Below are 23,375 nucleotides of genomic sequence, written 5' to 3'. Positions count from 1 at the left end.
TGTTTTATTCTGAGTAAGGCGGGTTTTGGGTCAGTTTGGGATTTTCATTCAGGGCGGTGCGTGAAATAGGCAGCAATACCCTGCGTGGATCGCCAAAGCCGGTTTGTGCAAAGTTCTTTTGCCGCTGGCGTTCTTTGATAACCGGGTCCATCACGGTTATCAGCCGCTCTGTACGGATCAGGTCAAACCACCGCTTCCCTTCCCCAAACAGCTCCACCTGCCTTTCATTGAGAATAGCGGTTTCCAGCTCTTCCTGCGTGGCGAACTGGTTTTCTGTGTAAAGCGGTACGTTGGCCCTCTTCCGGATCTCGTTCAGCAGTTTTACCGCCTCCGTTTTGTAACCGGGTGAATTGATGGCGTTGTAGGCCTCTGCCCGCAGCAGCAAAATGTCTGCATACCGGTAAAGGGCATAAAAATGCTCGCTGGTGGTGGTGCTGGGGTACACGGGCTTGTTGTTTTCATAGGGGTAGAACTTCGCGATCTTATTCACACCGGTGCTGGCTTTTACCAGCATCGTGTCGTAGGTGAAATGGCGGCGTATGTCTGCCGGGTTGGCCTCAAACAGCTTGAGCGCATTGCTGTCTATGGAATAATAGGATGAAAGGTTGCTGGAGCCATAGCGGTGAGCCATGCCGTCCGCGCCGTCTTGCGCAAACGCCCAGTGCAGGCTCCAGATGGCTTCCTGCGTGCCGGCTGGGTCTGTAAACAATTTTTTCCAGCTGGCCGCGGGCGTGAGGCTGTACCGGTTCAATGCTATGAGTCGTTGTGAAGTTTCCAGCACTTTCGGATAGTCTTTTTTCCAGGCATATACTTCTGTTAAAATGGCCAGAATGCTGCCTGAATTGAGTTCCCACACGGAAGGGGCAGCACCGGGACTAACAATACCAGCGGCCTTTTCCAGGTCAGGGATGATCACGTTTTGCAGGATGTCATTGGCCGGCGTGCGAGGCAGGTGCGCGTCTTGCTTGAGGTCTTCGTAAGGCTCCAGCCACAAAGGCACATCGCCCCACAAACGGATGGCAAAGAAGTAGCAATAGGCCCGCATGGCGTATGCCTGCGCCAGGTAATTATCCCTTACCTGCGCATTGATCTGCTGTATCTGCGGTACGTATTTCAGGGCAAAATTGGCCTGGGAAATAGTGGCGTACAGGGCAGACCAGGAGGCCTGCGGCGCGTTGGCATCCAGCGCGTTGAGAGACAGGTTCAGCTGAGACTCTGCATTAGACGGCGCTTTGAAGTTATCTGAACGGGGCTCTGCCCAATCTATGTAATTGTGTACCATGGTGCGTTGCATGGCATCGTACATGCCGGCCATGCCCAGTTTGGCATCGTCCGCATTCCGCCAGAACAAGCCGGTAGAAAGTTCTGACAGCGGCTGTTGATCCAGGAATTTTTCACAGGCGGATATCATTATCACCGCTGTTGTCAGTATCGTCAAAATTATTTTTCGCATAACATCCACATTTAAAAGTTTACGTTTAGCCCCATGCCCACTTCCCTGTTGCGGGGATACCTTCCGTTGTCTTTACCCATTGTCAGTGGCGGCCCGGGCGCTATTTCAGGGTCAAACCAGCGGTAGTTGGTCCAGGTAAGCAGGTTGGTACCGTACACGTACACGCTTACGCCTTTCAGCTTGATGCGGGAGTATGCCGCGGGCGGCAGGTTATAGGTAAGGCGGGCGTTGCGCAGGCGGATGAAAGAAGCGTCTTCAATATAGTTGCTGGATATTTCCCGCTGGTTGTAAGCAAAATTGCCGGAACGCGGGTAGATGGTCACATCTCCCGGGGCTCTCCAGCGGTTGTAGATCACTTCAGGCTCCGGCGTAACGGTGGCTGATTTGTAGCTGTTGAGGTAGTAGCGGGCATAGTTAAAGAGCTGGCCGCCCCAGCTGCTGTAGAAAGAGACAGACAGTGTGAAGCGTTTGTACCCGAAGTTATTGTTAAACCCGGCCGTGAATTTGGGTTGTGCGTTGCCGATCACCACCCGGTCCGCATCGTCTATCACCCCATCTTTTGTAGTGTTTTGCCAGATCATGTCACCGCCCCGGAGCGTGTTGCCGGAAGCGGTCATTTTTTTCACCTGGCCCGTATAGGCCTCGCCATTGAGTGAATAACCCTGGAAGGAGCCATCCTTGAATATGGGTGTAAGGCGTTCCCACTCTGAGGTGTAGGCATTCGCTTCGTTATAGGCGTATACACCCTCAGACTTCCAGCCATAGAAGTTGCCCAGTTTCTCCCCTTCCTGGATAGACCAGGTAGTGGTGCCAGCAATGGAAATAAGGCCGGTACCCTGGTAGAGCTTCAACACATGCGTCTGGTTGAAAGACATGTTGTAGTTCACGCTCCAGTTGAAGTTTTTGGTTTTTACAGGCGTGCCGTTGATGCCGAACTCGAAGCCGCGGTTGCGGATAGAGCCTACGTTCACCTTCACAGATGTGTAGCCGGACTCATCTGGCAGCGGGGCGCTGTACAGCAGGTCACTGGTGGTTTTGTTGTAGTAGTCCGCCACAAAGCTAAGGCGGTTCCTGAAAAGCGAAATGTCTATGCCGGCGTTGAGCTGCCGGGTGCTTTCCCAGCCAAGGGTGTTGTTGCCGAAAAGAGAATTGGGCACTACGCCAGATACGCCGTTGTAAAAGAAGCTGCCAAAGCGGTAACTCTGAATGGCATCATAATCGCCAATGCGGTCATTACCCGTCATCCCGTAGCTGAGGCGGATTTTGGCATCGTCCAGGAACTTGCGCGCCCAGCCCATAAATGATTCGTCTGACACCCTCCAGGCGCCTGAAACGGAGGGGAAAACGCCCCAGCGCTTGTCTCTGCCAAAGCGGGAAGAGCCGTCTGCCCGCACATTGGCGTTCAGCAGGTACCGCCCGCGGAAATTGTACCCCAGCCTGCCGAAAGCGGAAACAGAGGTATTGCGGGAGGCAAAGGTGAAGGTATTGTTCTGGTTCAGCAGCTGCGCTGAATTGAACGTTTCAATGGCTTCCGTGAGAAAGTTGGTGCCGGAAATGGTGCTGTAGCGCCGGGTGTCTTTATCCACACTATAACCCAGCACGGCGGTAACCGCATGTTTGCCGAACGTTTGCGCGTAGTTGAAATACCCCTGGTGCTGAAGGTAGATGTTCATGTCCCGCCGGTCTGTTCCGGAGTTGTCATTCACATTGCTGAGAATGCGGGGAGAGAAAATAAAGTTGTGGTTGTAGATCACATTGGCCGTTACATCTGTGGTGTATTTGAGATGTTTGGTGATCAGATAGGTGAAATAGTTATAGATGTTGGCCTGGTATTCATCCAGCCTGTTTTTGTAGTACATGGCCCAGGCTACCGGGTTGGGCCTCGCCTGCACGAGGCCTGCCAGCCCGCCATCATCCAGGTACACGCGGTAATTGGCGGGGCGCAGCACGCCTTGCAGCAGCACGCTGCCTTCGTTGATGCGGTTGCCGGTTTTGTAAGACAGCTGAATGCGGTTGCCCAATATGGCTTTATTGTTGAGATGAAAATCAAAATTCAGGCGGGAGCGGATCAGCTTGGCGTAGCTGTTCACTACAATGCCCTGATCGTCCAGGTAGCCCAGGCTGGCGGAATAATTCAGCGTTTTTGAAGCGCCGCGTGCGCTGAGGTCTACCTGGTGCCGGATGGCCGTTCTGGTCAACAGGTCCTGGTAATAGTTGTCACTATTATAAGCAGGGTTCAGCGAGTCAATTTCCTGCGCGCCGGTGGGAGTGTGAAACCTTCTGTCTGTGGCGCTGGCCTGGGGTATTTTGTGGGCCATGCTTTTAAAGCTCTGCAGATAGCGGAGATCAAAGCGGGGTTTGCCTTCTTTACCCCTCTTGGTGGAAATGATCACCACGCCGTTGGCGGAGCGGGAGCCGTAGATGGCGGCAGACGCGGCGTCTTTCAGAATTTCCACGGAAGCAATATCGTTCGGGTTGATGAGGCTGATGTCGTCTACCCTGGCGCCGTCTACAATATACAGCGGGCTTACGCCTGCATCAAATGTAGCGGTGCCGCGGATGCGGATGGTGCTGCTTTCACCCGGGGCGCCGGAGCCGGAGGTAATCTCTACGCCGGGCGTCTGGCCCTGCAAGGCGTCAAATACATCTACCGGCTGGCGTTCTTCCATAGATGCTGCGCTTACAGATACAATGGCGCCGGTCACATCCCGTTTTTTTTCCGTGCCGTACCCTACCACCACTACTTCTTCCAGGGCGGCAATATCATCCTGCAATACCATTGTAAACTTCCCGCCGCGGGTAAACGCCCTGCTCTCGGTTTTGTACCCGGTGAAGGAGAACACCAGCGTTCCCTCAGTTAACCGTGTGCGGAGGGAGAAAGTACCGTCTGGTTTGCTGGTGGTACCTTCGGTAGTCAATATATTTCGGGTACGTACCCGAACCGAGACACCAGGTAAGGCTTGCCCCGCTTTATCAGATACTTTCCCCCGGAGCGTGTACAGGGTATCCTGGCTGGTTTTAGGCGCCTGCCGGATGTAGATTTTTCGGCCGGCTACGCTGTAGCTGAGCGGCAGGTCTTTCAGGCAAAGGTCAAGCACCTGCAGCAGGGGCGCATCTTTTACATGAATGGTAACGGGGGCTGCCGCCTGCAGCAGCGCTTCGTCATATACAATGGAAACGCCCGTTTGCGTGATGATCTCTGTAAAAACGCCTTGCAGGGGAGCGTCTTTTACAGAGAGCGAGATCTTCTGCGAGTAGCTGTTTGCGCTTACATGCAGGCAGGTGACCAGTAGCAGAAAGGTTGTCATCCTCATAACCGTGCATAGTTTGGTTGATAATCCATTGGTCAATGGAATTTTCCGGAAAATGTTTAAATACATACTTTTGTAGAGTTTGGTAGTGCTTTAGTAGTCTTGCAACGATTAATTATGGTATTACCGGCATTGGCCGGAGGTGTTGCTGCACCTCTGGTTTTTTTATGGTAACACGATTACTTTTTTTCCTTCTATTTTAAAGTGATGAATGCCGCTTTCCTCCAGGAAATGCAGTACGTCTGACAATAACATGCTTCTGCTGATGCCGCCCCCATACAGCTTGCCGGCGGTATGGAAGGGCACCGGGTAAACAACGTCTACATCATACCAGCGGGATACCTCGCGCATGATGCTTTCAATGTCCATTTTATTGAATACGAACAGGCCCTGTTTCCAGGCAGTCACCTTGCTGACCTGCGCAGGCATTACAGACAGTGTGCCTGACCCGCGCTGCAGCACGGCCTGTTCACCTGGCTGCAGCAATGCGGCGCCGCTCTTGTTCAACACTTTTACTTTTCCTTCCAGCAGGGTGGTGTTAATGCTTTTTTCATCCGGGTAGGCCATGATGTCAAAATGAGTGCCCAGCACCTCCACCTCCATATCGCCCACTTTTACCGTAAAGGGCCAGGCTTTGTGGGGGGCCACTTCAAAATAGGCCTGCCCGGTCAACTCCACCGTACGTTGTGCGCCCGCAAAAGCGGCCGGGAATTTCAGGGACGATGCGGAGTTCAGCCATACCGTGGTACCATCAGGCAGGTCGAGTTGGTATTGTCCGCCGCGAGGCGTGCGCATGGTATTATAGATGGTTTCCGCGGGTTTATCTTCTATTTGCAGATAGGCCAGCCGGCCGTTGGCCAGTTTGGACACTTTTGCATTGCCTTGTTGCGCCAGCAGGCCGTTGGAGGCACTGTCAAGCGTAATCTCCGTTCCATCTTGCAGGGTGAGGATGGCTTTGTTGCCACCGGGTTGCGCATCGGGTTTGATGGGCTGTTGCACGATTTGTACCGGTTGCGCCGGCCGTTGTAAAAGGTAAGCGGCGCCTCCGGCAGCCAATAGCAACAGCACGGCGGCGGCGTAGGGCCACCAGCGTTTCCGGGCCGTGGGCGCCGTTTCCGCGGCGGGTTGGCGGGCCAGATTGATCTTTTGCCATACCTCGTCCTGTACAGCCGGCGTCCATGTAATATGCTGCCGGCGGCTTTCCAGCAGTAACATAATGTCCTCGCGGATGTGCGCATCAAAAGTATCTTCCGCTGCCGCTGCCATCAGCTCTTCCCATTCCTGCTCAGACAGCCGGCCATGCTTATAGCGGTCCAGTAATTCATTGAATCTTTCCCCTGTCATGCAATAGGTATTGCCGTTTTGTTCCGGCAAGTTTCCGGGATAAAGACAACTGGCGGAGCAGCAGGGAGTAACCGCGGCGCAAGATTTTTTTGCGGGTTACCGGAAGGCGAACAAAGAGAGCGTGGCGGCGGGCATCAGCACGTAGGGGTGCAGGTGCCGGTTCAGGTAAGTGCGTACAAACTGGAGGGCAAGCGCCATGTGTTTTTTAACGGTTTGCGAAGAGATTTTCATTTGCCGGGCAATTTCTTCATGGCTAAGGCCCTGCTCCCGCGCCAGCCGATAAACTGTACGGCGCTGCGGGGGCAGCTGGCTGATGGCAGATTCCAGCAAACGGTTATACTGAGCCATTCTGACGCGGTGGTCCGTATTATCTGCGGCCTGCGGCTGGCGGGCAGAAAAATGTTGTTTGGCCTTTATTTCCCTGGCTGTTTTTTTGAAGTGGTTGAAAATGGCGTTACGGGCCAGAATGAACAGGTAATTTTCCAGGTTGTCTATGCCGCCGGCGGTAGTGCGCTTTTCCCAGAGGGTAATAAAAACGAGCTGCACTATTTCCTGGGCTACGTGCATGTCTTTGGCGTATGCCATGGCCGCATGGAAAATATTCCCGCTGTATGCATTATAAATGATCGTATAGGCCTGTTCGCTGCTTTTCGCCAAAAGCCGCAGCAACTCCCTCTGGCTTTGTTCTTGACGCATTCCGTGGCATAGCCCTCCCTGGCTTGTTGGTTGATACTGGTGTCAATAAAAATAGTAAAAGCTGGTAAATTATTTCACAGGAAAAGAAACGGGGCGGGTGGTCATATCAAAAAGCGGTACGTTCCGGCAATGTAGAGATTGCGGCCAGGCAGCGGGTAAAGGGAGCAACAGGAGAAAAGAACAGGAAAGAAAAAAGGCGGCTTCAGGAACTTACATCGGCCAGTTCATAAGTGTTGGGCTCAAATTCAATAATGTCATACACTGCCAACTGGAATTTGTCAAACGGGTCTTCCGCGAGAATGGCTTCTACCTCGCGACGGCTTTCGGCTTTGCAAAGTATAATAGCTCCGGTTCTTGGCTTGCGGCGCCCGGAAAGGATGAAGCGGCCTTCCCTGTATTGTTTTTCCAGGAAAGCATTGTGGGCCTCAAGGTAGTGCTCAACAGCTGCCAGGGGCCTGATGTACTGCAGGAGGATCAGGTACATAGCGTAAACGGTTCTTCAGTAAATGGTTAAAAATCAGAATATTTACAAAGGTATACAAATAGTTGGTAGTAGCGCCTTTCCGGCCGAAGTACAATAAAAATAAACGTATTAGCAAAAATACTAGTATTTTTGAGGGTAATTTTCAAATCCATTTAACACTCTTTATGAAACAAATGATTTCAAGGACATTCCTTCTTTTATCAGGAATTGCCGTGTTGTTGTTGTCAGCCTGTTCCAAAACTCCTGAGCAGGGAAAACACATCCCCAAATCTGCAGCCCTGGTACTGGGCATCAACTCCAAACAAATACAGGAGAAACTGGTGACCGAAGGCCTTTCTGTAGACAAGCTGTTTGAGGCCCTGCAGCAGAAAGATACCAGTAACGAAATGACCAAGGCCCTGAAAGAAGCCGAAAATTCCGGCGTAGACCTGCAGGGCAACGTATACGTGGCCATGGTGCCCGGAGACAAAGGGAACGGCTATGTAATGGCCGTTGCCAAACTGAAAGACGAGGCAAAGTTCGAGGCCTTCCTGAAAGAGAAATCCAAAAAGGACATACAGGCCGGGAAAGACTTTAAATTCCTGGAAGACGATGAGGCCGTGATCGGGTTTAACAAAGAGACCATCATTGGCGTGTTCTCCCTCAACCCCGGCAAACTTCCCTACGGCGAAGAATCAGATCCCTTTGCCGCGCTGGGAGACACTACCGCCCCTGCGCCCAAAACGCCAGAAAAGGCCAATAACGTGGAAGTGCTGGATGGCCTCTTTCACCTGAAGGCAGACGAGTCTGTTGCCAACATCGAGTCTTTCAAAGAGATCCAGAAAGAAAAGGGTGACGTGCTGTTCTGGATGAGCAGCGAGCAGCTGTACGCTTTCAACCCCGGCACGCCTTCCGGCATGGCCGCGCTGGTTACCACCAATGTGAAAAAACTGACAGCCGGCGCTTTCCAGACCGCCGCCCTGCATTTCGAGAACGGCAAAATAAAAGTGAACAGCACTTCCTATGCCGGCACCGAAATAAAGGAGATCATGAAGAAATACCCCATGGAGAAGGTAAACATGAGCATGCTGGAAAGCTATCCCTCTGAAAACGTGCTGGGCTTCATGCTGATCAACTTTGACCTGCGTATGCTGGGAGACATTCTCAAGCTGGTAGGCATGGACGGTTTTGCCAACATGGGCCTGGCAGAGGCCGGCATTACGCTTGACGATCTGCTCAAAGCCTTCAAGGGAGAAATTGCCCTCATTGGTTCAGACTTTACTGTAGAAAGCGTTCCCTCCGCATGGGATTCTACCTATAAAACCACCAAGCCCAGCGCAAAATGGGTGTTCAACATGAAAGTGGGAGACAAGGCCGCTTTTGAAAAGATCATGAGCTCTCCCCGCATTGCGCCCATGTTTACCAAACAAGGTAACGAGTACGTGCCGGCGCAGAACCTCGGCGGCGAAATGGCCGTGTCTATCACCAACGAGCGCATCCTGTTGAGCTCCGATGCGGCGCTGATGCAGGCCTATACAGAAGGTAAATCAAAAGTGAAGCTGGATGAAGGTGTGGAAAGCAAGGCGAAAGGTAACGTGATGAGCATGTACCTGAGCGTGGAAAAGCTCCTCAACAACGTGCCTGCGGAAGAAATGAAAATGCCTGACAGTGTGGCTAATGATATCAAAGGCCTGCTGAAAGATTTCATCGTGTCTACAGAGCCCTTCAACGGCAAGTCACAGAAATCGGTGATGGAACTGAACTTCAAGAACGAAGGACAGAACACTCTGGTGCAGCTGGCCAATTTCACCCAGAAAATGTACGGTTATTATGTCTCCAAAAAGAAGGAAGATGAAGCTGGCTGGCACACAACGGCAGATTCCGCTGCTGTGGCAACAGACACTGTGGCAGCCCCGGTTGCTCCTTAAGCCTGGGATATTCAAGCCATATAAAAGCTGCTCCTTGCGGGGCAGCTTTTTATTTGGGGGAATATTCTATATTTATCATTCCACATCGGCCATTTAACAGAACAGCAAAACATGCAGATCACGCTATCTGCGGTAGTGCCCGTGCCACTGCGAGACAAAGTGATGCAGCAGGCGTCGGACATCTGGAACCGCAACGTTACATTCAGCCCCGGGCAGTTCGTGAAGATCAAGGCGCCCTCCGGTACCGGCAAAACCACGCTGGTACACTACCTCTATTACATCCGGTATGACTATACGGGCACTATACAGGTGAACGGCCAGCCGTGGGCTTCATATAGCCGAGGCCAGCTGGCGGCCATGCGGCAAACGCAGATCAGCGTAATTTTTCAAGACCTGCGGCTGTTTGATCAGCTGACTGCCCGTGAAAACGTGGAGCTGAAGAGGGTTATGCAGTCTCAGCCCATGTACGGGCCGGAAAAGGTGGAAGAGTTTGCCGCCCGGCTGGGCGTAAGCCATGTGCTGCAGCAGAGTGCCGCTACGCTTTCATACGGGGAAAAGCAGCGCATTGCCATCATCCGCGCCCTGATGCAGCCGTTCCAGTGGCTGATGATGGACGAGCCCTTCAGCCACCTGGATGATGCCAACGCAGAGAAGGCCGCACAACTGATCGCGGAGGAGTGCCACCGCCGCAGGGCCGGCTTCATACTCACGGATCTTGATCACGACAACCGATTTGATTACAACGTAAGCTATCTTTTATAACATGCAGTTTTACCAGTTACTCAAAAAGATCATCCGCACCGGCGTGGGCAAAAGCCGGTTCTGGATGGCGGCCATAGGCCTGGGAATAGCCATGCTGCTGATCCTGGTGGCACTGCAGGTGCATCATAATTTCTCAGAACTGCTGTACAGCGAAAAGAACCAGAACGAGCGGGCAGACTTCCTGGTGATCAACAAGAAGATCACGAACGAAATGATGGGCCGCCCTGACCTTACCACCTTCACCAAAGCGGAGCTGGACGATTTTGCCGCCCAGCCCTTTGTGCAGGGCCTGGGCGTTATCACAGCGGCACAGTTCAACGTAAAGATGGTGGCAGACCAGCTGGGGTTTTCTACCGAAATGTTTTTTGAAGCAGTGCCAGACAGTTTTATTGATGTAAAAAGTGACGAGTGGAAATGGCAGCCCGGCCAGATGGTGATACCCGTAATTGTGCCGCGTGATTTTGTGGATATGTTCAACTTTGGTTTTGCACTGGGCAACAGCATTCCGCAGTTTTCAGAAGAAACCATCAAAACCCTCAGCCCCAACATAGTAATCAGCCAGGGAATGCGAACAGGGCAGTTCATGGGCAAAATAGCCGGCTTCTCAGACCGTATTTCTACCGTGCTGGTGCCGCAGTCTTTTATGGACTGGGCCAACAGCGTATACGGCGGCGGCGCGGCCAAAGCGCCTTCCCGTATCATTATCAAAACAAAAGACCCCAGCAGCACCGTGCTGGCAGATTACCTGGAAAAGCACGGCTTTTCTACAGACACGGAAAAAACAAAATATAGCAAAATACGAGGCATTGTGCAGGTGATCGTAAGCGTGGTAGGCTTTTTCGGGCTGGTGTTGCTGCTCTTTGCCTTGCTGGTGTTCAGCATGTTCATCCAGCTGGTGATTGCTTCCTGCAAAAAGGAAATACGGCTGCTGATCACGCTGGGGGCCGCTCCGGGGCAGCTGCAGGGCTACCTGCTGCGGCAGTTTGTGCCCATGTACATTGTGATAGGCCTGCTGGCGTTGCTGCTGGTGGCCGGGTTGCAATGGTGGGTATCCGGCGTGCTGGCCAAACACAACATGTTTGTGCCGCAATGGCCTTCCCTGGCAGCGCTGTTGGCTACGCTGGCCATACTGGTGCTGGTGTATGCCGTGAACCTGCTTTCTGTCAAAAAACATATTGCCGATATATAATTTGCCACCCCTATCACCAAAATCATGAAAAAGATCATTCTGTTGCTATGCGCCGCCTGTAGCATGCTGCCCGCATTGGCGCAAAAAACCATCCTGCATTGCGGTACGCTGATAGACGGTGTATCTGACAAGGCGCGCCGGCAAATGTCAGTGATCATTGAAGGCAAAAAGATACTGGCCGTGCAGACGGGGTACGCCGCCCCCGGCCCGGGAGACAAAGTGATAGACCTGCGGCAGCAAACCGTAATGCCCGGCTGGATGGACATGCACGTGCACCTGGAAGGGGAGACCAGCAAAACTGCGTATACAGACAAGTTTATTCAAAACCCCGCAGACCTGGCCTACCTGAGCGTACGCTATGCGGAGCGCACCCTGCTCACGGGTTTCACCACCGTGCGTGACCTGGGCGGCTCCGGGGTGAACATTGCTCTACGCAATGCCATCAACAAAGGCCTCATCACCGGCCCGCGCATTTTTACCGCAGGCAAGTCTATTGCCACCACCGGCGGGCATGCAGACCCTACCAACGGGTACCGGCAAGACCTCATGGGCAGCCCCGGCCCGGAAGCGGGCGTGGCCAACGGCCCCGATGAATGCCGCAAGGCCGTGCGCCAGGCGTACAAGAACGGAGCAGACCTCATCAAGATCACCGCTACCGGCGGCGTGCTGAGCGTGGCCAAAGACGGCAGCAGCCCGCAGTTTACCGATGAAGAGCTGCAGGCCGTCATCAGCACGGCGCGTGATTACAATATGAAGGTAGCTGCGCACGCCCATGGCACAGAAGGCATTAAACGCGCCATCCGCGCAGGCGTTAACTCTATAGAACATGGCACCCTGATGGATGAGGAAGGCATGGCCCTGGCCATCAAACACGGCACCTGGTATGTACCCACTATCACTGCCGGCCGCTCCGTGGCGGATTCCGCCAAAATTGCCGGCTACTTTCCCGCCATTGTAAAGCCAAAGGCCGAAGCTATTGGCCCGCAAATACAGGGTACCTTCGCAAAAGCCTGGAAGAAAGGCGTTAAAATAGCCTTCGGTACAGACGCGGGCGTGTTTATGCACGGGCGTAACTGGCTGGAGTTTACCTATATGGTGGAGGCCGGCATGCCTCCCATGGAAGCTATCAAATCAGCCACCAGCAAGGCGGCGGAGCTGCTGGGCATGCAAGATCAGCTGGGCAGCATTGCTCCCGGCAAAACGGCTGACTTTACGGCGGTAGACGGGGACCCGCTGAAAGACATACAGGTAATGGGCAAGGTAAGCTTTGTGATGAAAGACGGCTTGATTTTTAAGCATGGAACCGCTAACTTGTTGGCCGTTCAAAACAATACCATCATGCCAGATACCAAAAAATTCGTGCACGTTGTAAATTTTTACCTGAAGCCGGGACTTTCTGCGGCAGATGTAAAGAAATTTGAAGAAGGCGTTAGCTCGCTGGGGAAAATTGAAACCCTGCTGATGTTCAACGTAGGCAAACCCGCTAATACAGACCGCCCTGTTATAGACAAAAGTTACAGCTACTGCCTGCTTACCGTTTTCAAGGATGAGGCGGGGCATGATATTTACCAGGAGCATCCTGTTCACCTGGAGTTTATCAAGAACTGCAACACCTTCTGGGAAAAGGTGGTGATATTTGATTCGGAAACAATCGGGCAATAAAAAAGAAACGGGGCTGTTAAGGCCCCGTTTCTTTTATGATTCATTGTAAGGTACTACAAATGTATGCTTCACCCGGTGGGATATACGCATCACCGGTATCCAGATGGCGGCGTTGAGTAGCGAGGGGACCAGTTTGCCGGCGTTGTCCTGAAGATTGCGGCTGCCAGTAAGTACATCCATCAGTAAAAAATCTGCGAAGTTTCCGATAACGTTAAAAAGCAGCAAAAAAACAAAAACTCGTGGAAAAATGTCCCTTCGGCGGAAAAACAATATTCCTGCAAAACAGATGGCTACAAGCAGGAATACATTAACGATTATTTCAATAACCCAAAAAAGTCTGATGGCAGCAATGTTCCCAGATGGAAAAATAGTAGCCAGGTTCAACCAAATATTGTTCTGGAAAATCTCTGACTGACAGATGATAAATAACATACGTACTGGTGAAAGAATGATGCCAAAGGCCAGTAACAACAACCAGCTATCGATTCTCCACGGCTCCTGCATAGAGTCTTGCACTGGCAGGGACCGTTTGTTATACCATGCACACAGCCATCCAAACGTCGCTGCAGAGACGATAGCGAGGCAGACCATGAACCAGTTGACGCCGGTGCGGCCCTGTTTAGCGGTTACTCCGTTAATGCCTGGCTTCCATGTTAATTTAATGCCGGCAACCTTGTCCAGCTCCACCAGATCAAGCCGGTACTGGTTCAGGGATTGCGCCGCAATATGATCGCTTTTTGTTTCGTACATGTATTCCAGCCGCACCGTTTTCATAAAAGCATGTTTTTTGGCAATTAGGCGATAATCTGCCCGGTTCAAATCGAGTACCGCCGGCTCTACCTGCCATTGCTCCGGTAGTTCGATATTTATAATATGCTCCACATGCTGGGGATATTCCAGTGCCACCGGTGTTACCTGGCTTTTATCAACAAATGTTATTTTATCTGCAATGATATGCGCCGGCGTGTGAAAAGACTGCATCATATCCCTGGAGCTGTCTATGGTCCACGGTTGCCGTATTGTATATAATTCCTCGGTAATGATCTTGTTCAGCTCCTTAATATCATTTATCACTAAGGCGCCACGCGTTTCCACATCTCCATATTTTTTGACGTAAAAGTCCTTGTAAGAATTTTCCATTTCACTAAGGCTGGAATTGGCTAACTGGCTTCTGAAATAATCTGCCTGCATGCCGGTGTATTCCGAGGTGACGGTTAGCAATGCAGAATCGTTGCTCACGCTGTGAATAACAAACTCTTCCGTTACTTTTACGCGACCGGTGTTTTGCAATGGAATGTTTGACAGGTTGGTGGTAGTGTCTGTTACCAGCAAGGCCATCCCAAAGGGTGCATTGTAGCGGTTGGCCAGACGGCCACGCTGATAAGATGCAGTGGCATCTATCCAGTAGTTTTGGTCATTGAACCTTGCTTTTACAATGGCATGATTAAAGCGGTCAGGAGAAGGAAGACGGCCTGCCACATGTTTGTTAAAAGCGGTGTTTACATAGGCCATATCTGCCCCCACGCCGCCCGCCCGCAGTAAGGCAACCAGTAAAAGCGACTTATCCTTGCAATCGCCAAACCGCTGCTTACATACTTTCTCCGGGCTGTTGGGGCGGTGAGAGTATTCACCGATCTCTATGCCCATATACCGGATATCCTCCTGTACAAAACGGATGGCTTCTTCTATGTACCTGGCAGTGTCAGTACCCGCTTTCGCTTTAAGCTGTGATGACTTTTCCGCCACTTCCCGCCCGTTTAACGGTATATTATTAACGGCTGCAGCCCATTTTGCCACGGCGGCCCAGTTTTCGAACTCGCTTACTTCAAGGTAAGGATAGTCTACGTACCAGGCTGGCATGTGATCTTTTGGTTTCATGATATGCACCTTTGCGCCAAGGTCCCATTCGTAAAAGTGCATACCATCAATTATTTTTTCTGCCGGCCGGGGGGCATTGCTGTAATACCTGAATTGCAACTGGCGAGAGGATGGAACAATCAGTGCTTTGTAAAAATTGGCTACCGGGTCATAAGAGGTAAAATAGAAGCTGTTTGAGTATTTGTTGTCAAAAACGGGATTTTCTCCGATGATTGAATATGCATACTCAATCTGATCGCCCTTGCGTACATCCTCCATGCTGTACCATGCATTGTACCTTCCGCTGTAAATGAACATAGACAAGTCTTGTTCGAGCTGCAGTGCTTTTATTTTCGAAAGATTGAGCTGGTTGATGACCTGGCCGTTGCGCCTGATTTGTATCTGGTGGAACTGCAGTTTTTCGTATTCCGGGCTATATTCCACGTTAATTTCCGAACCGTTCTGGATACCTGCTTCACTATCTATCTGGCGGATGATATGGCGGTAAACTGTTTTTTTCTCAACATGGTGCTGTTCTTCATACAGAAGCTGGTAGTAGCCGCTGCTGAAGGCTGCAGCATCTATTTTCCGCGAAAGATCCGGCTGGTAACGTACCAGCCATGCCGGAGCAGGGCCTGAAGTAAGTTTTTTTTCCTGCGCTTTATGGGTAAAGGGCATCAGCAGCCCAATGGCTGCAATTAACAATCGGTACATGGGACAAGTATAAGAATAACAAATATCAATACTCCACCGTCAATGCATACACCGCAAACGTAGCCAGCCAGTGCTCTCCCGCGTAATCTCCGCTGGCCACATGCGGCAATGCCGCGTGCAGGTGGCGGTTAGCCAGTTCCCTGATGTTGTTGCCGGCCTCCCCGCAATGGCGTGCAATGCCGTACAGGCACCAGGCGCGGCTGAGGTTCAGTCCATCCAGGTGAACCAGCTTGCCGTCTGTACGGTCTTTTACTTCCGCCAGGCTGAACAGGGTGATCTCTTTCGCGAATAACCCCGGCAAAAAGTTTTTCACCCAGGTTTTATAATCGTCTGCCGGCAGAATGCGCCACATCAGGTCTGCTTCTTCCAGGCAGGGAGATAAAAAGTCATAACCGCCCGGCTCCCAGGAGGCGGGGCAGTTGCGGTCATTGGCATAGAAGCGGAGGGCGGCTTCGCGGATGGATGATTGCAGTGCGGTATCCCGCGTAACAACGCCATAGTCCCATGCCAGGCGCAGGCCAAAGGCCAGGTTGGTGTGTTCTCCTACGCGGATGGGGTAAACGATCTTTTTCAGGAAATCGCGCCAGGAGGTGCTAAACAAACGGGCCAGCGGCGCAATATTGCTACGCAGCTGCCTGGCCAGCGGATCGTCCCAGGTGAGGAGCTCCGTTTGCAGCTGCATCAGCCAGCTCCAGCCGTAGATACGCTCAAAGCCCTTATTTTCCTTGTTCCGGAAAATGAGCATTTCCCGGCGGATGTTGTCTTGCGAGAGGTTTTCAGACAGCTTTCTCCTTATCTCCCCGGCGTTGGGCAGGTCCGGGTACATTTTCAGCAGCCGCACGAGCATCCAGTGGCCATGTACGCTGCTATGCCAGTCGTAGCAGCCATAAAAGGCCGGGTGATAGGCTTGCGGGGCCTGCAGCAGGGATGAGTCTGAGAACACAATACCTGTTTTATACGGGAAGGCGTGCTGCATGCACTTCAGCGGCAGTGCGGCAAAGTGCAGCGCACCGGCGGTAGTGAGGCGCAGTTGCCCGTCTTTTTCCGTGTACAGCGGCATTTGGGCATAAGCTTTGGAGAGCCACAGCAGGCATACCAGCAGGGATACAACTCTCATATCAGCGGTTAAGTAACAGTTTAAAGTAAAAAGAAGGCCGCGTGAGCTTCTTCCGGAGGTCTACTTCATAAAACATACTGGAGATCACATCCCGGAGTTGTTTGTTCCTCATCCCCATTTTCATCAGCCAGTTAAACAGCCGCGGGTATTTTACCAGCTGCTGCAATTTATAGCTGAGCCGCAGCTCCGGGCCCAGCACGCGGTATACGCTTTCGTCATATGCCAGCAGGGTTTCCGCGGAAAAATCGTTCGCGCTCAGGCAGGTGGCCGCCTGTTTGCCGGCTATGGCGCCGCAATAGAGGGCGTTGCCGATGCCTTCGCCGGTGAAAGGGTCTATGATAAAAGCCGCATCGCCCACCAGCATGTACCGGCTGCCGGAGAGGCGCCTTTTTTTGGAGCCCAGCGGCAGGCCGTAGCCATCCAGGCTGCTCACCATTTCCGCATGTTTGAAGCGCTCCGCAAAAATGGGATCGTTCTTCAGCGTGTCTGTAAGCAGTGTTTTGAGATTTATTTTCCTGTCACGCACGGCATCACTCAGCATGTCCATGCCCACATTGGCTTCGCCGTTGGGCAGGGGGAATATCCAGAGGTAGCCAGGCAGCAGGTTTTTCAGGAAATGCAGCTCTATAAAACTGTCTGTATGCATTCCGGTAACGCCTTTGTAATAGGCGCGTATGCCGGCGGCGTAGTATTTGGGCTCCATGCGTATGCCCGCCACATCGCGGGTGAAGGAGGAATGGGCGCCGTTGGCCACTATTACCAGCTGTGCTTTTACGGTAAAGTCTCCGGCGTTGCCGGACAATACATATCCGTCTGCCTCTTCCGTGTATTTTTCTATGCTAACGCCTTCGTACAAACGAACATTCGGGCTGCGCTTCAGCTCGTCTACCATAAAATTGTCAAAGTGAATGCGCTTGCAAACAAAGCCGATGGGGGAATCCTCCTGTTTATTGTAATTGGGTTTATAGGGAACGTCCATGCTCTGGCGGCCGGGAGAAACGAAGGTAACGCCCCAGCTGTTCTCTTTTTCCACCAGCCGGCGCAGCCGCTCCGCTACGGCGGGGTCTATTTTTTCGAGTGCGGTAATGACCTTGCCGCTGAGCCCGTCTCCGCATACTTTATCCCTGGGGAAAACCGCCTTGTCTACAACTACGCAGGAAACGCCCAGCCTGTCCAGCTGCAGGGCCGCTGTAGCACCGCCGGGGCCGGCCCCTATAATACATACTGATGTGGTGATCATAGGCCGCCAAGATACGTATTCTGGCGGCGCTGTGGAAATATATATCTTTGCCGGAAACTGATAATTATGTTCGGAGACCTGTTTGGAAAACTGCAAGAGGCGCAGCAGAAAATGAACGACAGCAAAGAGCGCCTTAAAAATATTACGGTGGCCGGTGAGGCCGGCAACGGGGCCATAAAAGTAGTGGTAACCGGTAACCGCGAAGTGCAAAGCCTGGAGGTAGACCCTTCATTGCTGAGCGCGGAACGCAAAGAAGAGCTGGAAGACCTGTTGATTACCGCCCTCAACCGCGCGCTGAAGAATGCGGAGAACGCCTGGGAAACAGAAATGAAAAGTGTGGCCGGCGGCATGTTGGGCGGCATGGGTTTGCCGGGCATGTAAAGGCATAAAAAAACCGGGCTTTTACTGCCCGGTTTCAGATCCTTTTTGTTTGGCTATTGATGCTTATCAGTTCACCTCTTCCGCCTTCATCATCTTCTGGAACTTCTTCCTTTCTTCTTCATCCAGGATGGTTTTACGCATACGGGTATGGTTCGGTGTCACTTCAATACACTCATCCTGTTGAATGTACTCCATGCACTCTTCCAAAGTCATCAATATCTTGGGCGCAATGTTGGTAGCTGCGTCACTACCGCTGGCGCGCATATTTGTCAGTTTCTTGCCTTCGTTCGGGTTCACCACCAGGTCACCGGGCTTGTTGTTTTCGCCAATGATCATGCCCCTGTACACTTCCTCTCCGGGGTCTACAAAGAAAGAGCCGCGGTCTTGCAGCTTGTCAAGCGAGTAACCGGTTGTGGTGCCGCCTTCCTTGGCAATCAGCACACCGTTGTTACGGCCGGGGATTGGGCCTTTCCAGGGTTTGTAGTCATTAAAGCGGTGGGCCATTACGGCTTCGCCGGCTGTATTGGTCAGCATCTGCGTACGCAGGCCAATAAGGCCGCGTGAGGGAATTTCAAATTCCAGGTGCTGCATTTCACCCTTGGTTTCCATGATGAGCATCTCACCTTTGCGGCGGGTCACCAGGTCTATCACCTTGGAGGCAAATTCCTGCGGGACGTCTACCACCAGGGTTTCATACGGCTCGCATTTTTTACCGTCAATGGTTTTGAGAATTACCTGCGGCTGGCCTACTGTCAGCTCGTACCCTTCGCGGCGCATGGTTTCTACCAGCACGCCCAGGTGAAGAATGCCGCGGCCGTATACCAGGAAGCTGTCTGCAGAGTCTGTATCTACCACGCGCAGCGCCAGGTTTTTCTCCGTTTCTTTCATCAGGCGGTCACGCAGGTGGCGGGAAGTCACAAACTTGCCGTCCTTACCGAAGAAGGGAGAGTTATTGATGCTGAACAGCATGTTCATGGTAGGTTCGTCTACGCTGATCACCGGCAGCGCTTCAGGGTTCTCGAAATCGGCAATGGTATCGCCGATACCGAAGTCTTCCAGCCCTACCACGGCGCAGATATCTCCCGGCTGTACTTCCGTCACGCGTTTTTTGCCCAGGGCCTCAAACACATAGAGTTCGCGCACGCGTGATTTCTTGATGGTGCCGTCTGTCTGTACCAGTGAAATGGGCTGGTTTTCAGCCAGCGTGCCGCGTACCACTTTACCCACGGCAATACGGCCGAGGAAGGTGGAGTAATCCAGAGAGGTGATCTGCATCTGCAGGGTACCTTCGGATATTTTCGGCTCCGGTACATGTTTCAGGATACCGTCCAGCAGGGGAACGATGTCTTCGCGCGGCGTCAGGGAATCATTGAACCAGCCGTTTTTGCCCGAACCGTAGAAGGTAGGGAAATCCAGCTGTTCTTCCGTGGCGTCCAGGTTGAAGAAAAGTTCGAACACAGCGTCGTGCACCTCATCAGGACGGCAGTTGGGCTTATCTACTTTGTTGATCACCACAATCGGCTTCAGGTTGAGCTGCAGCGCTTTTTGCAGTACGAAGCGGGTCTGCGGCATGGGGCCTTCAAAGGCGTCTACCAGCAGTATCACGCCATCGGCCATTTTCAGCACACGCTCCACCTCTCCACCGAAGTCGGCGTGGCCCGGAGTGTCTATCACGTTGATCTTCACATCCTTATACACCACGGATACGTTTTTGCTGAGGATGGTGATACCCCGTTCCTTTTCAAGGTCGTTGTTATCCATGATCAGCTCACCCGTTTCCTGGTTGGCCCTGAATACGTTCGTAGAATGCAGGATCTTGTCCACCAGTGTGGTTTTCCCGTGGTCTACGTGTGCGATAATGGCAATGTTTCTTATTTGCATAAATAAATTGTGATAAAAGAGGCGCAAAGGTACGCATATTATGGGAAAAACGGCGGGGAAGCGCCTTAAATTACCGTGAAATAACATTTCTTTAGGCATCATCTTTGCTCCATTCGTTTTGTATTAATAATCAAGTTGTTATGTGGAAAATATGTTGCCTGCTGCTTATGGCTGTTGCCGTGAGGGCACAGGAGGTACAGCCGTACGATGCGGAACTCAGCGGTTACAGCTACCCTTACCCGGTCAAATTCTTCTCTGTACAGAACCAGGGCCAGGCCCTGCGCATGGCGTTCATGGACGTGCCGCCTGCCCGCCCCAACGGCAGAACGGTACTGTTGTTGCACGGTAAAAACTTTTGCAGCGCGTATTGGGACAGTACGGCCGCCGCGCTGGCAGCCAAAGGCTTCCGCGTGATCATGCCAGACCAGGTGGGGTTCGGCAAATCTTCCAAACCCGCCCAACTGCAATACAGTTTTCAGCTGTTGGCGCAAAACACCAAAGCCCTGCTTGACTCCCTGGGCATACGTAAAACCGCCGTGCTGGGACACTCCATGGGCGGCATGCTGGCCACCCGGTTTGCGTTGATGTACCCGGAGGTAACGGAAAAGCTGGTGCTGGAAAACCCCATAGGCCTGGAAGACTGGAAAACAGTGGTGCCCTACCAGTCTGTAGACCAGTGGTATAAAAACGAGCTGGCGCAGAACTATGGCAAGATCAAACAATACCAGCTGAACAATTACTACGCCGGGCAGTGGACGCCGGCATATGACAAATGGGCTCGCCTGCTGGCGGGGTGGACGGTGCATGCAGATTACCCGCGCGTAGCCTGGAATGCCGCGCTTACCTATGACATGATCTTCACCCAACCCGTGTGTTACGAGTTCAGGAACATACAGGCCCCCGTGCTGCTCATTATCGGCCAGCGGGACAGGACCGCGCTGGGCAAGGCTTCTGCGCCGGAAAACGTGCGGGCCCAACTGGGCAATTATCCTGCGCTGGGTAAAAAGACGGCTGCGGAAATAAAGCAGGCCAGGCTGGTAGAGCTGGAAGGCGTGGGCCACCTGCCGCATATTGAAGCGTTTGACCGTTTTATTAACCCGCTGCTGCAATTCCTACTCTAACGCTTTCTGTAGCTGGCGGAAGGTTTCCTGGTTGCCGGGGTTATCCAGCGCACGGGCAATGTCAAGCTTCTCACGACTGGTAAGATGGAGGCTGAGGGCCGCTGCTTTTTCCGCCTGCTGCGGCACGTACTGGAAAATGAGGCGGTTGAATTTGTTGGGGAAGTAACATTCTATGTAATTCAGCAGGTGGTCCTGGTGAAAATCCTGCATGCTCATCCAGTGCGCCTGCATGGAAAAGAGCGGTTCAAACATCAGGTCGCTGAGGTCTTTGGTCTGTTTGATGGGGCTCACGTCGTTTTTCCGCGTATCCCTTATCTGCATGAAGATCACACCAGAAGTGTTTTCATTGATCCAGTCACGGAAGGTATACAGGAAGCGCAGGCTTGTTTCCTGCCCGAAGTTATCACGGATGCCCGCGTCCATCACATCCACAATAGGTTTGCTGGGCAGGAATACGTTGGGCAATATGTAGGGGAAGGTGGCGCTCATGCGGATGGCGCTGGTAACGCGCAGTTCATCTGCGTGCTGCCTGGAAAAGAACTGTCCGAAATCCACCCCGTCTATATCCCGCACGGTGCGAGTGGGGTAGCGGTAATCTGCCGCGCACAAATAACTGACCGGCTGCGGTGAAACAAAGAGGCGGCGCCCGTCTGCATTGATGGTGGCGCACCAGATGAGCATAGGTATGCGGGCTTCCGCCTCTGCTTGCCGGTAGGCGCTGATGGTTTTGTTCAGCGCATTGGCGGTGTTGATGTTCAGCTGCATTTCAAAGGCGTAACCACGGTCTTTCGCGTAGTGGTTTTTGCCGATGTTGAAGTTGCGGAAGGGGGTGATGAAGTCGTTCACCGCAAAGGAGCTGAATACGGAGTTGAGCAGGTCCCGCGAAATTTTGTCTGTGTAAATACTGTCGTACAGCGTTTTGGCCGGCAACCTGCCGGATTGCTGCTGCAGGTAGAGCTCCCTGAAATAAGTGGCACCCAGCATACCGCCGGAGGCGCCGGTGATGAGCATGGTATGTTTCAGCAGGCGGCCCTGCAGCAGGCTGTCATACCGCTGCAGCACGTTCATGGTCCACGTGGCGGAGCGGCTGCCGCCGCCGCTGGTGTTGATGATGATCATGGGCGGTTTGCTGCCGGAGGGAAATTTCGCTTTCCACTTTTCCAGTATTTGCAGGGTATGTTTTTTATCTGTCTCCGCGCGGCTTTCCGTAAAAAACTCCTGCAGGTGCTTTACGCTGTATTCAGGCCTTTCATCCTTGTTGTGGTAATCAAGCCCGTACGCTTTGTTGCGGTTGTCTATCCACTGGTTTTTCACCATCCAGTTCAGGCCCAGTATCAGGAAAATGAGCACCGGTATGGCCCAGGTTTCCAGCAGGTAAGCGTAGGCGCCCGCAATGGCAATGAGGAAGGCAAAGAAGATGAGCACGCTGGCGCCGGCAGGTATCCTGAAGGCGTTGTAATCCATCAGGTACGCCATGATCACCAGGAAAACGAGCGCCAGGCCAACGGTGATGATGGCGGCAAAGTGGTGCTGCTTGAAAATATTGTCCAGGTAATGTTTGTTGTAGTGGTCTACATTGCGCGCGCGGCGTATGCGCCAGGGGCTGGCAAAGTAGTTGTGAACCGGCAGCGCGTTCTCGTCTCTTTCCTGGTTGGGCTTGAGCACGGTGCGCAGAAAATTGCGCGGGTTACCGAATTTGCGGTTCAGGCGTTTGCCGATGTTTTTGTCTGCATTGAAAAAATAGAAGAAGGAAAAAAAGATCACTGCCAGGAAGCCGCAGATAAAACCTTCTGCCAGCAGCAGTATCTGCGGTACGGAGGTCAGCTCCTGCCAGCGCTGGTATTCCCAGCCGCGCCACAGCAGGTTGAGCAAAAAGAGGCCGGGAATTACGGCGTTATTGAGGCAGTAGCGGAAAAAAGGCTGTGTGGTGGTGGCCAGGAACTTGAAGCGGCCGCTGTGCAGGATGAAGGTGGTAATATTCCAGCTCATGGTGAAAATAGCGGTGGCCACACCCATTACCGTGGTGCTGTAGAAATTCACTTTCCCCATGTACTCCGGGGCCAGGTACAGCGCGTCACCCCCGAACAGCTTGGCAAAGCCGCCGTTGATAGTGCTGAACAATATGGCCCAGAAAATCAGCAACACCTGGTATTTGCGAAAATGCAGCAACAGGAGCTGAACAGGGAAGGAATAAAAAAAACGTAGCCAGATTCTTTTCACACTTCAAAATAAACTAAAATTTTTTTAAATGTGTAA

At 52.5% G+C, this 23,375-nt stretch carries 17 protein-coding genes; 7 read left to right on the top strand and 10 right to left on the bottom strand.

The window, feature by feature from the left end:
- Positions 1-4 precede the first annotated feature (4 nt).
- From ABDW36_RS03165 to ABDW36_RS03145, 5 genes are all read right to left on the bottom strand, one after another.
- Positions 5-1,453, bottom strand: a complete 1,449-nt coding sequence (locus ABDW36_RS03165; RefSeq protein WP_343700425.1) for a RagB/SusD family nutrient uptake outer membrane protein — start codon at positions 1,451-1,453, stop codon at positions 5-7.
- Positions 1,454-1,464: 11 nt separating this feature from the next.
- A complete protein-coding gene (locus tag ABDW36_RS03160; RefSeq protein ID WP_343700424.1) occupies positions 1,465-4,767 on the bottom strand; it encodes a TonB-dependent receptor in 3,303 nt (1,100 codons plus the stop codon).
- Positions 4,768-4,929: 162 nt separating this feature from the next.
- A complete protein-coding gene (locus ABDW36_RS03155; protein WP_343700423.1) occupies positions 4,930-6,108 on the bottom strand; it encodes a FecR domain-containing protein in 1,179 nt (392 codons plus the stop codon).
- 96 nt (positions 6,109-6,204) lie between these two features.
- Positions 6,205-6,804: an RNA polymerase sigma-70 factor gene (locus ABDW36_RS03150; RefSeq protein ID WP_343700422.1), complete on the bottom strand. Its 600-nt coding sequence runs from the start codon at positions 6,802-6,804 to the stop codon at positions 6,205-6,207.
- A gap of 202 nt (positions 6,805-7,006) precedes the next feature.
- Positions 7,007-7,288: a YciI family protein gene (locus tag ABDW36_RS03145; RefSeq protein WP_343700421.1), complete on the bottom strand. Its 282-nt coding sequence runs from the start codon at positions 7,286-7,288 to the stop codon at positions 7,007-7,009.
- Positions 7,289-7,452: 164 nt separating this feature from the next.
- Between ABDW36_RS03145 and ABDW36_RS03140 the strand changes: the two genes are divergently transcribed.
- The 4 genes from ABDW36_RS03140 to ABDW36_RS03125 all read left to right on the top strand — a co-directional run bounded on the left by ABDW36_RS03140 (position 7,453) and on the right by ABDW36_RS03125 (position 12,808).
- Positions 7,453-9,195: a DUF4836 family protein gene (locus ABDW36_RS03140; protein ID WP_343700420.1), complete on the top strand. Its 1,743-nt coding sequence runs from the start codon at positions 7,453-7,455 to the stop codon at positions 9,193-9,195.
- 111 nt (positions 9,196-9,306) lie between these two features.
- Complete coding sequence (locus ABDW36_RS03135) at positions 9,307-9,957, top strand: ATP-binding cassette domain-containing protein (protein WP_343700419.1); 651 nt, start codon at positions 9,307-9,309, stop codon at positions 9,955-9,957.
- Position 9,958: 1 nt separating this feature from the next.
- Positions 9,959-11,146, top strand: a complete 1,188-nt coding sequence (locus ABDW36_RS03130) for an FtsX-like permease family protein (protein WP_343700418.1) — start codon at positions 9,959-9,961, stop codon at positions 11,144-11,146.
- 24 nt (positions 11,147-11,170) lie between these two features.
- Positions 11,171-12,808: an amidohydrolase family protein gene (locus ABDW36_RS03125; protein ID WP_343700417.1), complete on the top strand. Its 1,638-nt coding sequence runs from the start codon at positions 11,171-11,173 to the stop codon at positions 12,806-12,808.
- Between the two features lie 33 nt (positions 12,809-12,841).
- Here the strand turns inward: ABDW36_RS03125 and ABDW36_RS03120 are convergent, their stop codons facing one another.
- Positions 12,842-15,133, bottom strand: a complete 2,292-nt coding sequence (locus ABDW36_RS03120) for a DUF3857 domain-containing protein (RefSeq protein ID WP_343701699.1) — start codon at positions 15,131-15,133, stop codon at positions 12,842-12,844.
- 30 nt (positions 15,134-15,163) lie between these two features.
- Here ABDW36_RS03120 and ABDW36_RS03115 point away from each other — a divergent pair, with 30 nt between their 5' ends.
- Positions 15,164-15,304: a hypothetical protein gene (locus ABDW36_RS03115; RefSeq protein WP_343701706.1), complete on the top strand. Its 141-nt coding sequence runs from the start codon at positions 15,164-15,166 to the stop codon at positions 15,302-15,304.
- 100 nt (positions 15,305-15,404) lie between these two features.
- On the opposite strand, the gene ABDW36_RS03110 is transcribed toward ABDW36_RS03115, so the two are convergent.
- Both ABDW36_RS03110 and ABDW36_RS03105 read right to left on the bottom strand, forming a co-directional pair.
- Positions 15,405-16,496 (bottom strand): DUF2891 domain-containing protein, encoded by a 1,092-nt coding sequence (locus ABDW36_RS03110; RefSeq protein WP_343700416.1) that lies wholly within the window; start codon positions 16,494-16,496, stop codon positions 15,405-15,407.
- Between the two features lies 1 nt (position 16,497).
- Positions 16,498-17,736, bottom strand: a complete 1,239-nt coding sequence (locus tag ABDW36_RS03105; RefSeq protein ID WP_343700415.1) for an NAD(P)/FAD-dependent oxidoreductase — start codon at positions 17,734-17,736, stop codon at positions 16,498-16,500.
- 66 nt (positions 17,737-17,802) lie between these two features.
- On the opposite strand from ABDW36_RS03105, the gene ABDW36_RS03100 reads away from it, so the two are divergent.
- On the top strand, positions 17,803-18,117 hold the full coding sequence (locus ABDW36_RS03100; RefSeq protein ID WP_343700414.1) for a YbaB/EbfC family nucleoid-associated protein: 315 nt from the start codon (positions 17,803-17,805) through the stop codon (positions 18,115-18,117).
- A 66-nt stretch (positions 18,118-18,183) separates the two neighbouring features.
- On the opposite strand, the gene typA is transcribed toward ABDW36_RS03100, so the two are convergent.
- The gene (gene typA / locus ABDW36_RS03095; RefSeq protein WP_343700413.1) at positions 18,184-19,998 is read right to left on the bottom strand and encodes a translational GTPase TypA; all 1,815 of its coding nucleotides are present in this window, start codon (positions 19,996-19,998) and stop codon (positions 18,184-18,186) included.
- A 140-nt stretch (positions 19,999-20,138) separates the two neighbouring features.
- Here typA and ABDW36_RS03090 point away from each other — a divergent pair, with 140 nt between their 5' ends.
- Positions 20,139-21,119 carry an alpha/beta hydrolase gene (locus ABDW36_RS03090; protein ID WP_343700412.1) on the top strand — a complete coding sequence of 327 codons (981 nt, stop codon included), beginning with the start codon at positions 20,139-20,141 and terminating at the stop codon, positions 21,117-21,119.
- Here the strand turns inward: ABDW36_RS03090 and ABDW36_RS03085 are convergent.
- The gene (locus tag ABDW36_RS03085; protein WP_343700411.1) at positions 21,111-23,339 is read right to left on the bottom strand and encodes a patatin-like phospholipase family protein; all 2,229 of its coding nucleotides are present in this window, start codon (positions 23,337-23,339) and stop codon (positions 21,111-21,113) included. The two genes, ABDW36_RS03090 and ABDW36_RS03085, sit on opposite strands and share 9 nt — an antisense overlap.
- Positions 23,340-23,375 lie beyond the last annotated feature (36 nt).

It is taken from the genome of Chitinophaga sp. (genome assembly GCF_039596455.1).
Taxonomy (GTDB): domain Bacteria; phylum Bacteroidota; class Bacteroidia; order Chitinophagales; family Chitinophagaceae; genus Chitinophaga.
Note: the sequence above shows the minus strand (reverse complement) of the source record. Positions and strands in the feature narration are given on the sequence as shown.

Coding starts and splice junctions, on each gene's coding strand:
- ABDW36_RS03155 (WP_343700423.1), bottom strand. CDS start 6,108: ATGACAGGGGAAAGATTCAATGAATTACTGGACCGCTATAAGCATGGC.
- typA (WP_343700413.1), bottom strand. CDS start 19,998: ATGCAAATAAGAAACATTGCCATTATCGCACACGTAGACCACGGGAAA.
- ABDW36_RS03110 (WP_343700416.1), bottom strand. CDS start 16,496: ATGAGAGTTGTATCCCTGCTGGTATGCCTGCTGTGGCTCTCCAAAGCT.
- ABDW36_RS03150 (WP_343700422.1), bottom strand. CDS start 6,804: ATGCGTCAAGAACAAAGCCAGAGGGAGTTGCTGCGGCTTTTGGCGAAA.
- ABDW36_RS03105 (WP_343700415.1), bottom strand. CDS start 17,736: ATGATCACCACATCAGTATGTATTATAGGGGCCGGCCCCGGCGGTGCT.
- ABDW36_RS03140 (WP_343700420.1), top strand. CDS start 7,453: ATGAAACAAATGATTTCAAGGACATTCCTTCTTTTATCAGGAATTGCC.
- ABDW36_RS03165 (WP_343700425.1), bottom strand. CDS start 1,453: ATGCGAAAAATAATTTTGACGATACTGACAACAGCGGTGATAATGATA.
- ABDW36_RS03135 (WP_343700419.1), top strand. CDS start 9,307: ATGCAGATCACGCTATCTGCGGTAGTGCCCGTGCCACTGCGAGACAAA.
- ABDW36_RS03130 (WP_343700418.1), top strand. CDS start 9,959: ATGCAGTTTTACCAGTTACTCAAAAAGATCATCCGCACCGGCGTGGGC.
- ABDW36_RS03125 (WP_343700417.1), top strand. CDS start 11,171: ATGAAAAAGATCATTCTGTTGCTATGCGCCGCCTGTAGCATGCTGCCC.
- ABDW36_RS03100 (WP_343700414.1), top strand. CDS start 17,803: ATGTTCGGAGACCTGTTTGGAAAACTGCAAGAGGCGCAGCAGAAAATG.
- ABDW36_RS03115 (WP_343701706.1), top strand. CDS start 15,164: ATGGCGGTAAACTGTTTTTTTCTCAACATGGTGCTGTTCTTCATACAG.
- ABDW36_RS03145 (WP_343700421.1), bottom strand. CDS start 7,288: ATGTACCTGATCCTCCTGCAGTACATCAGGCCCCTGGCAGCTGTTGAG.
- ABDW36_RS03160 (WP_343700424.1), bottom strand. CDS start 4,767: ATGAGGATGACAACCTTTCTGCTACTGGTCACCTGCCTGCATGTAAGC.
- ABDW36_RS03090 (WP_343700412.1), top strand. CDS start 20,139: ATGTGGAAAATATGTTGCCTGCTGCTTATGGCTGTTGCCGTGAGGGCA.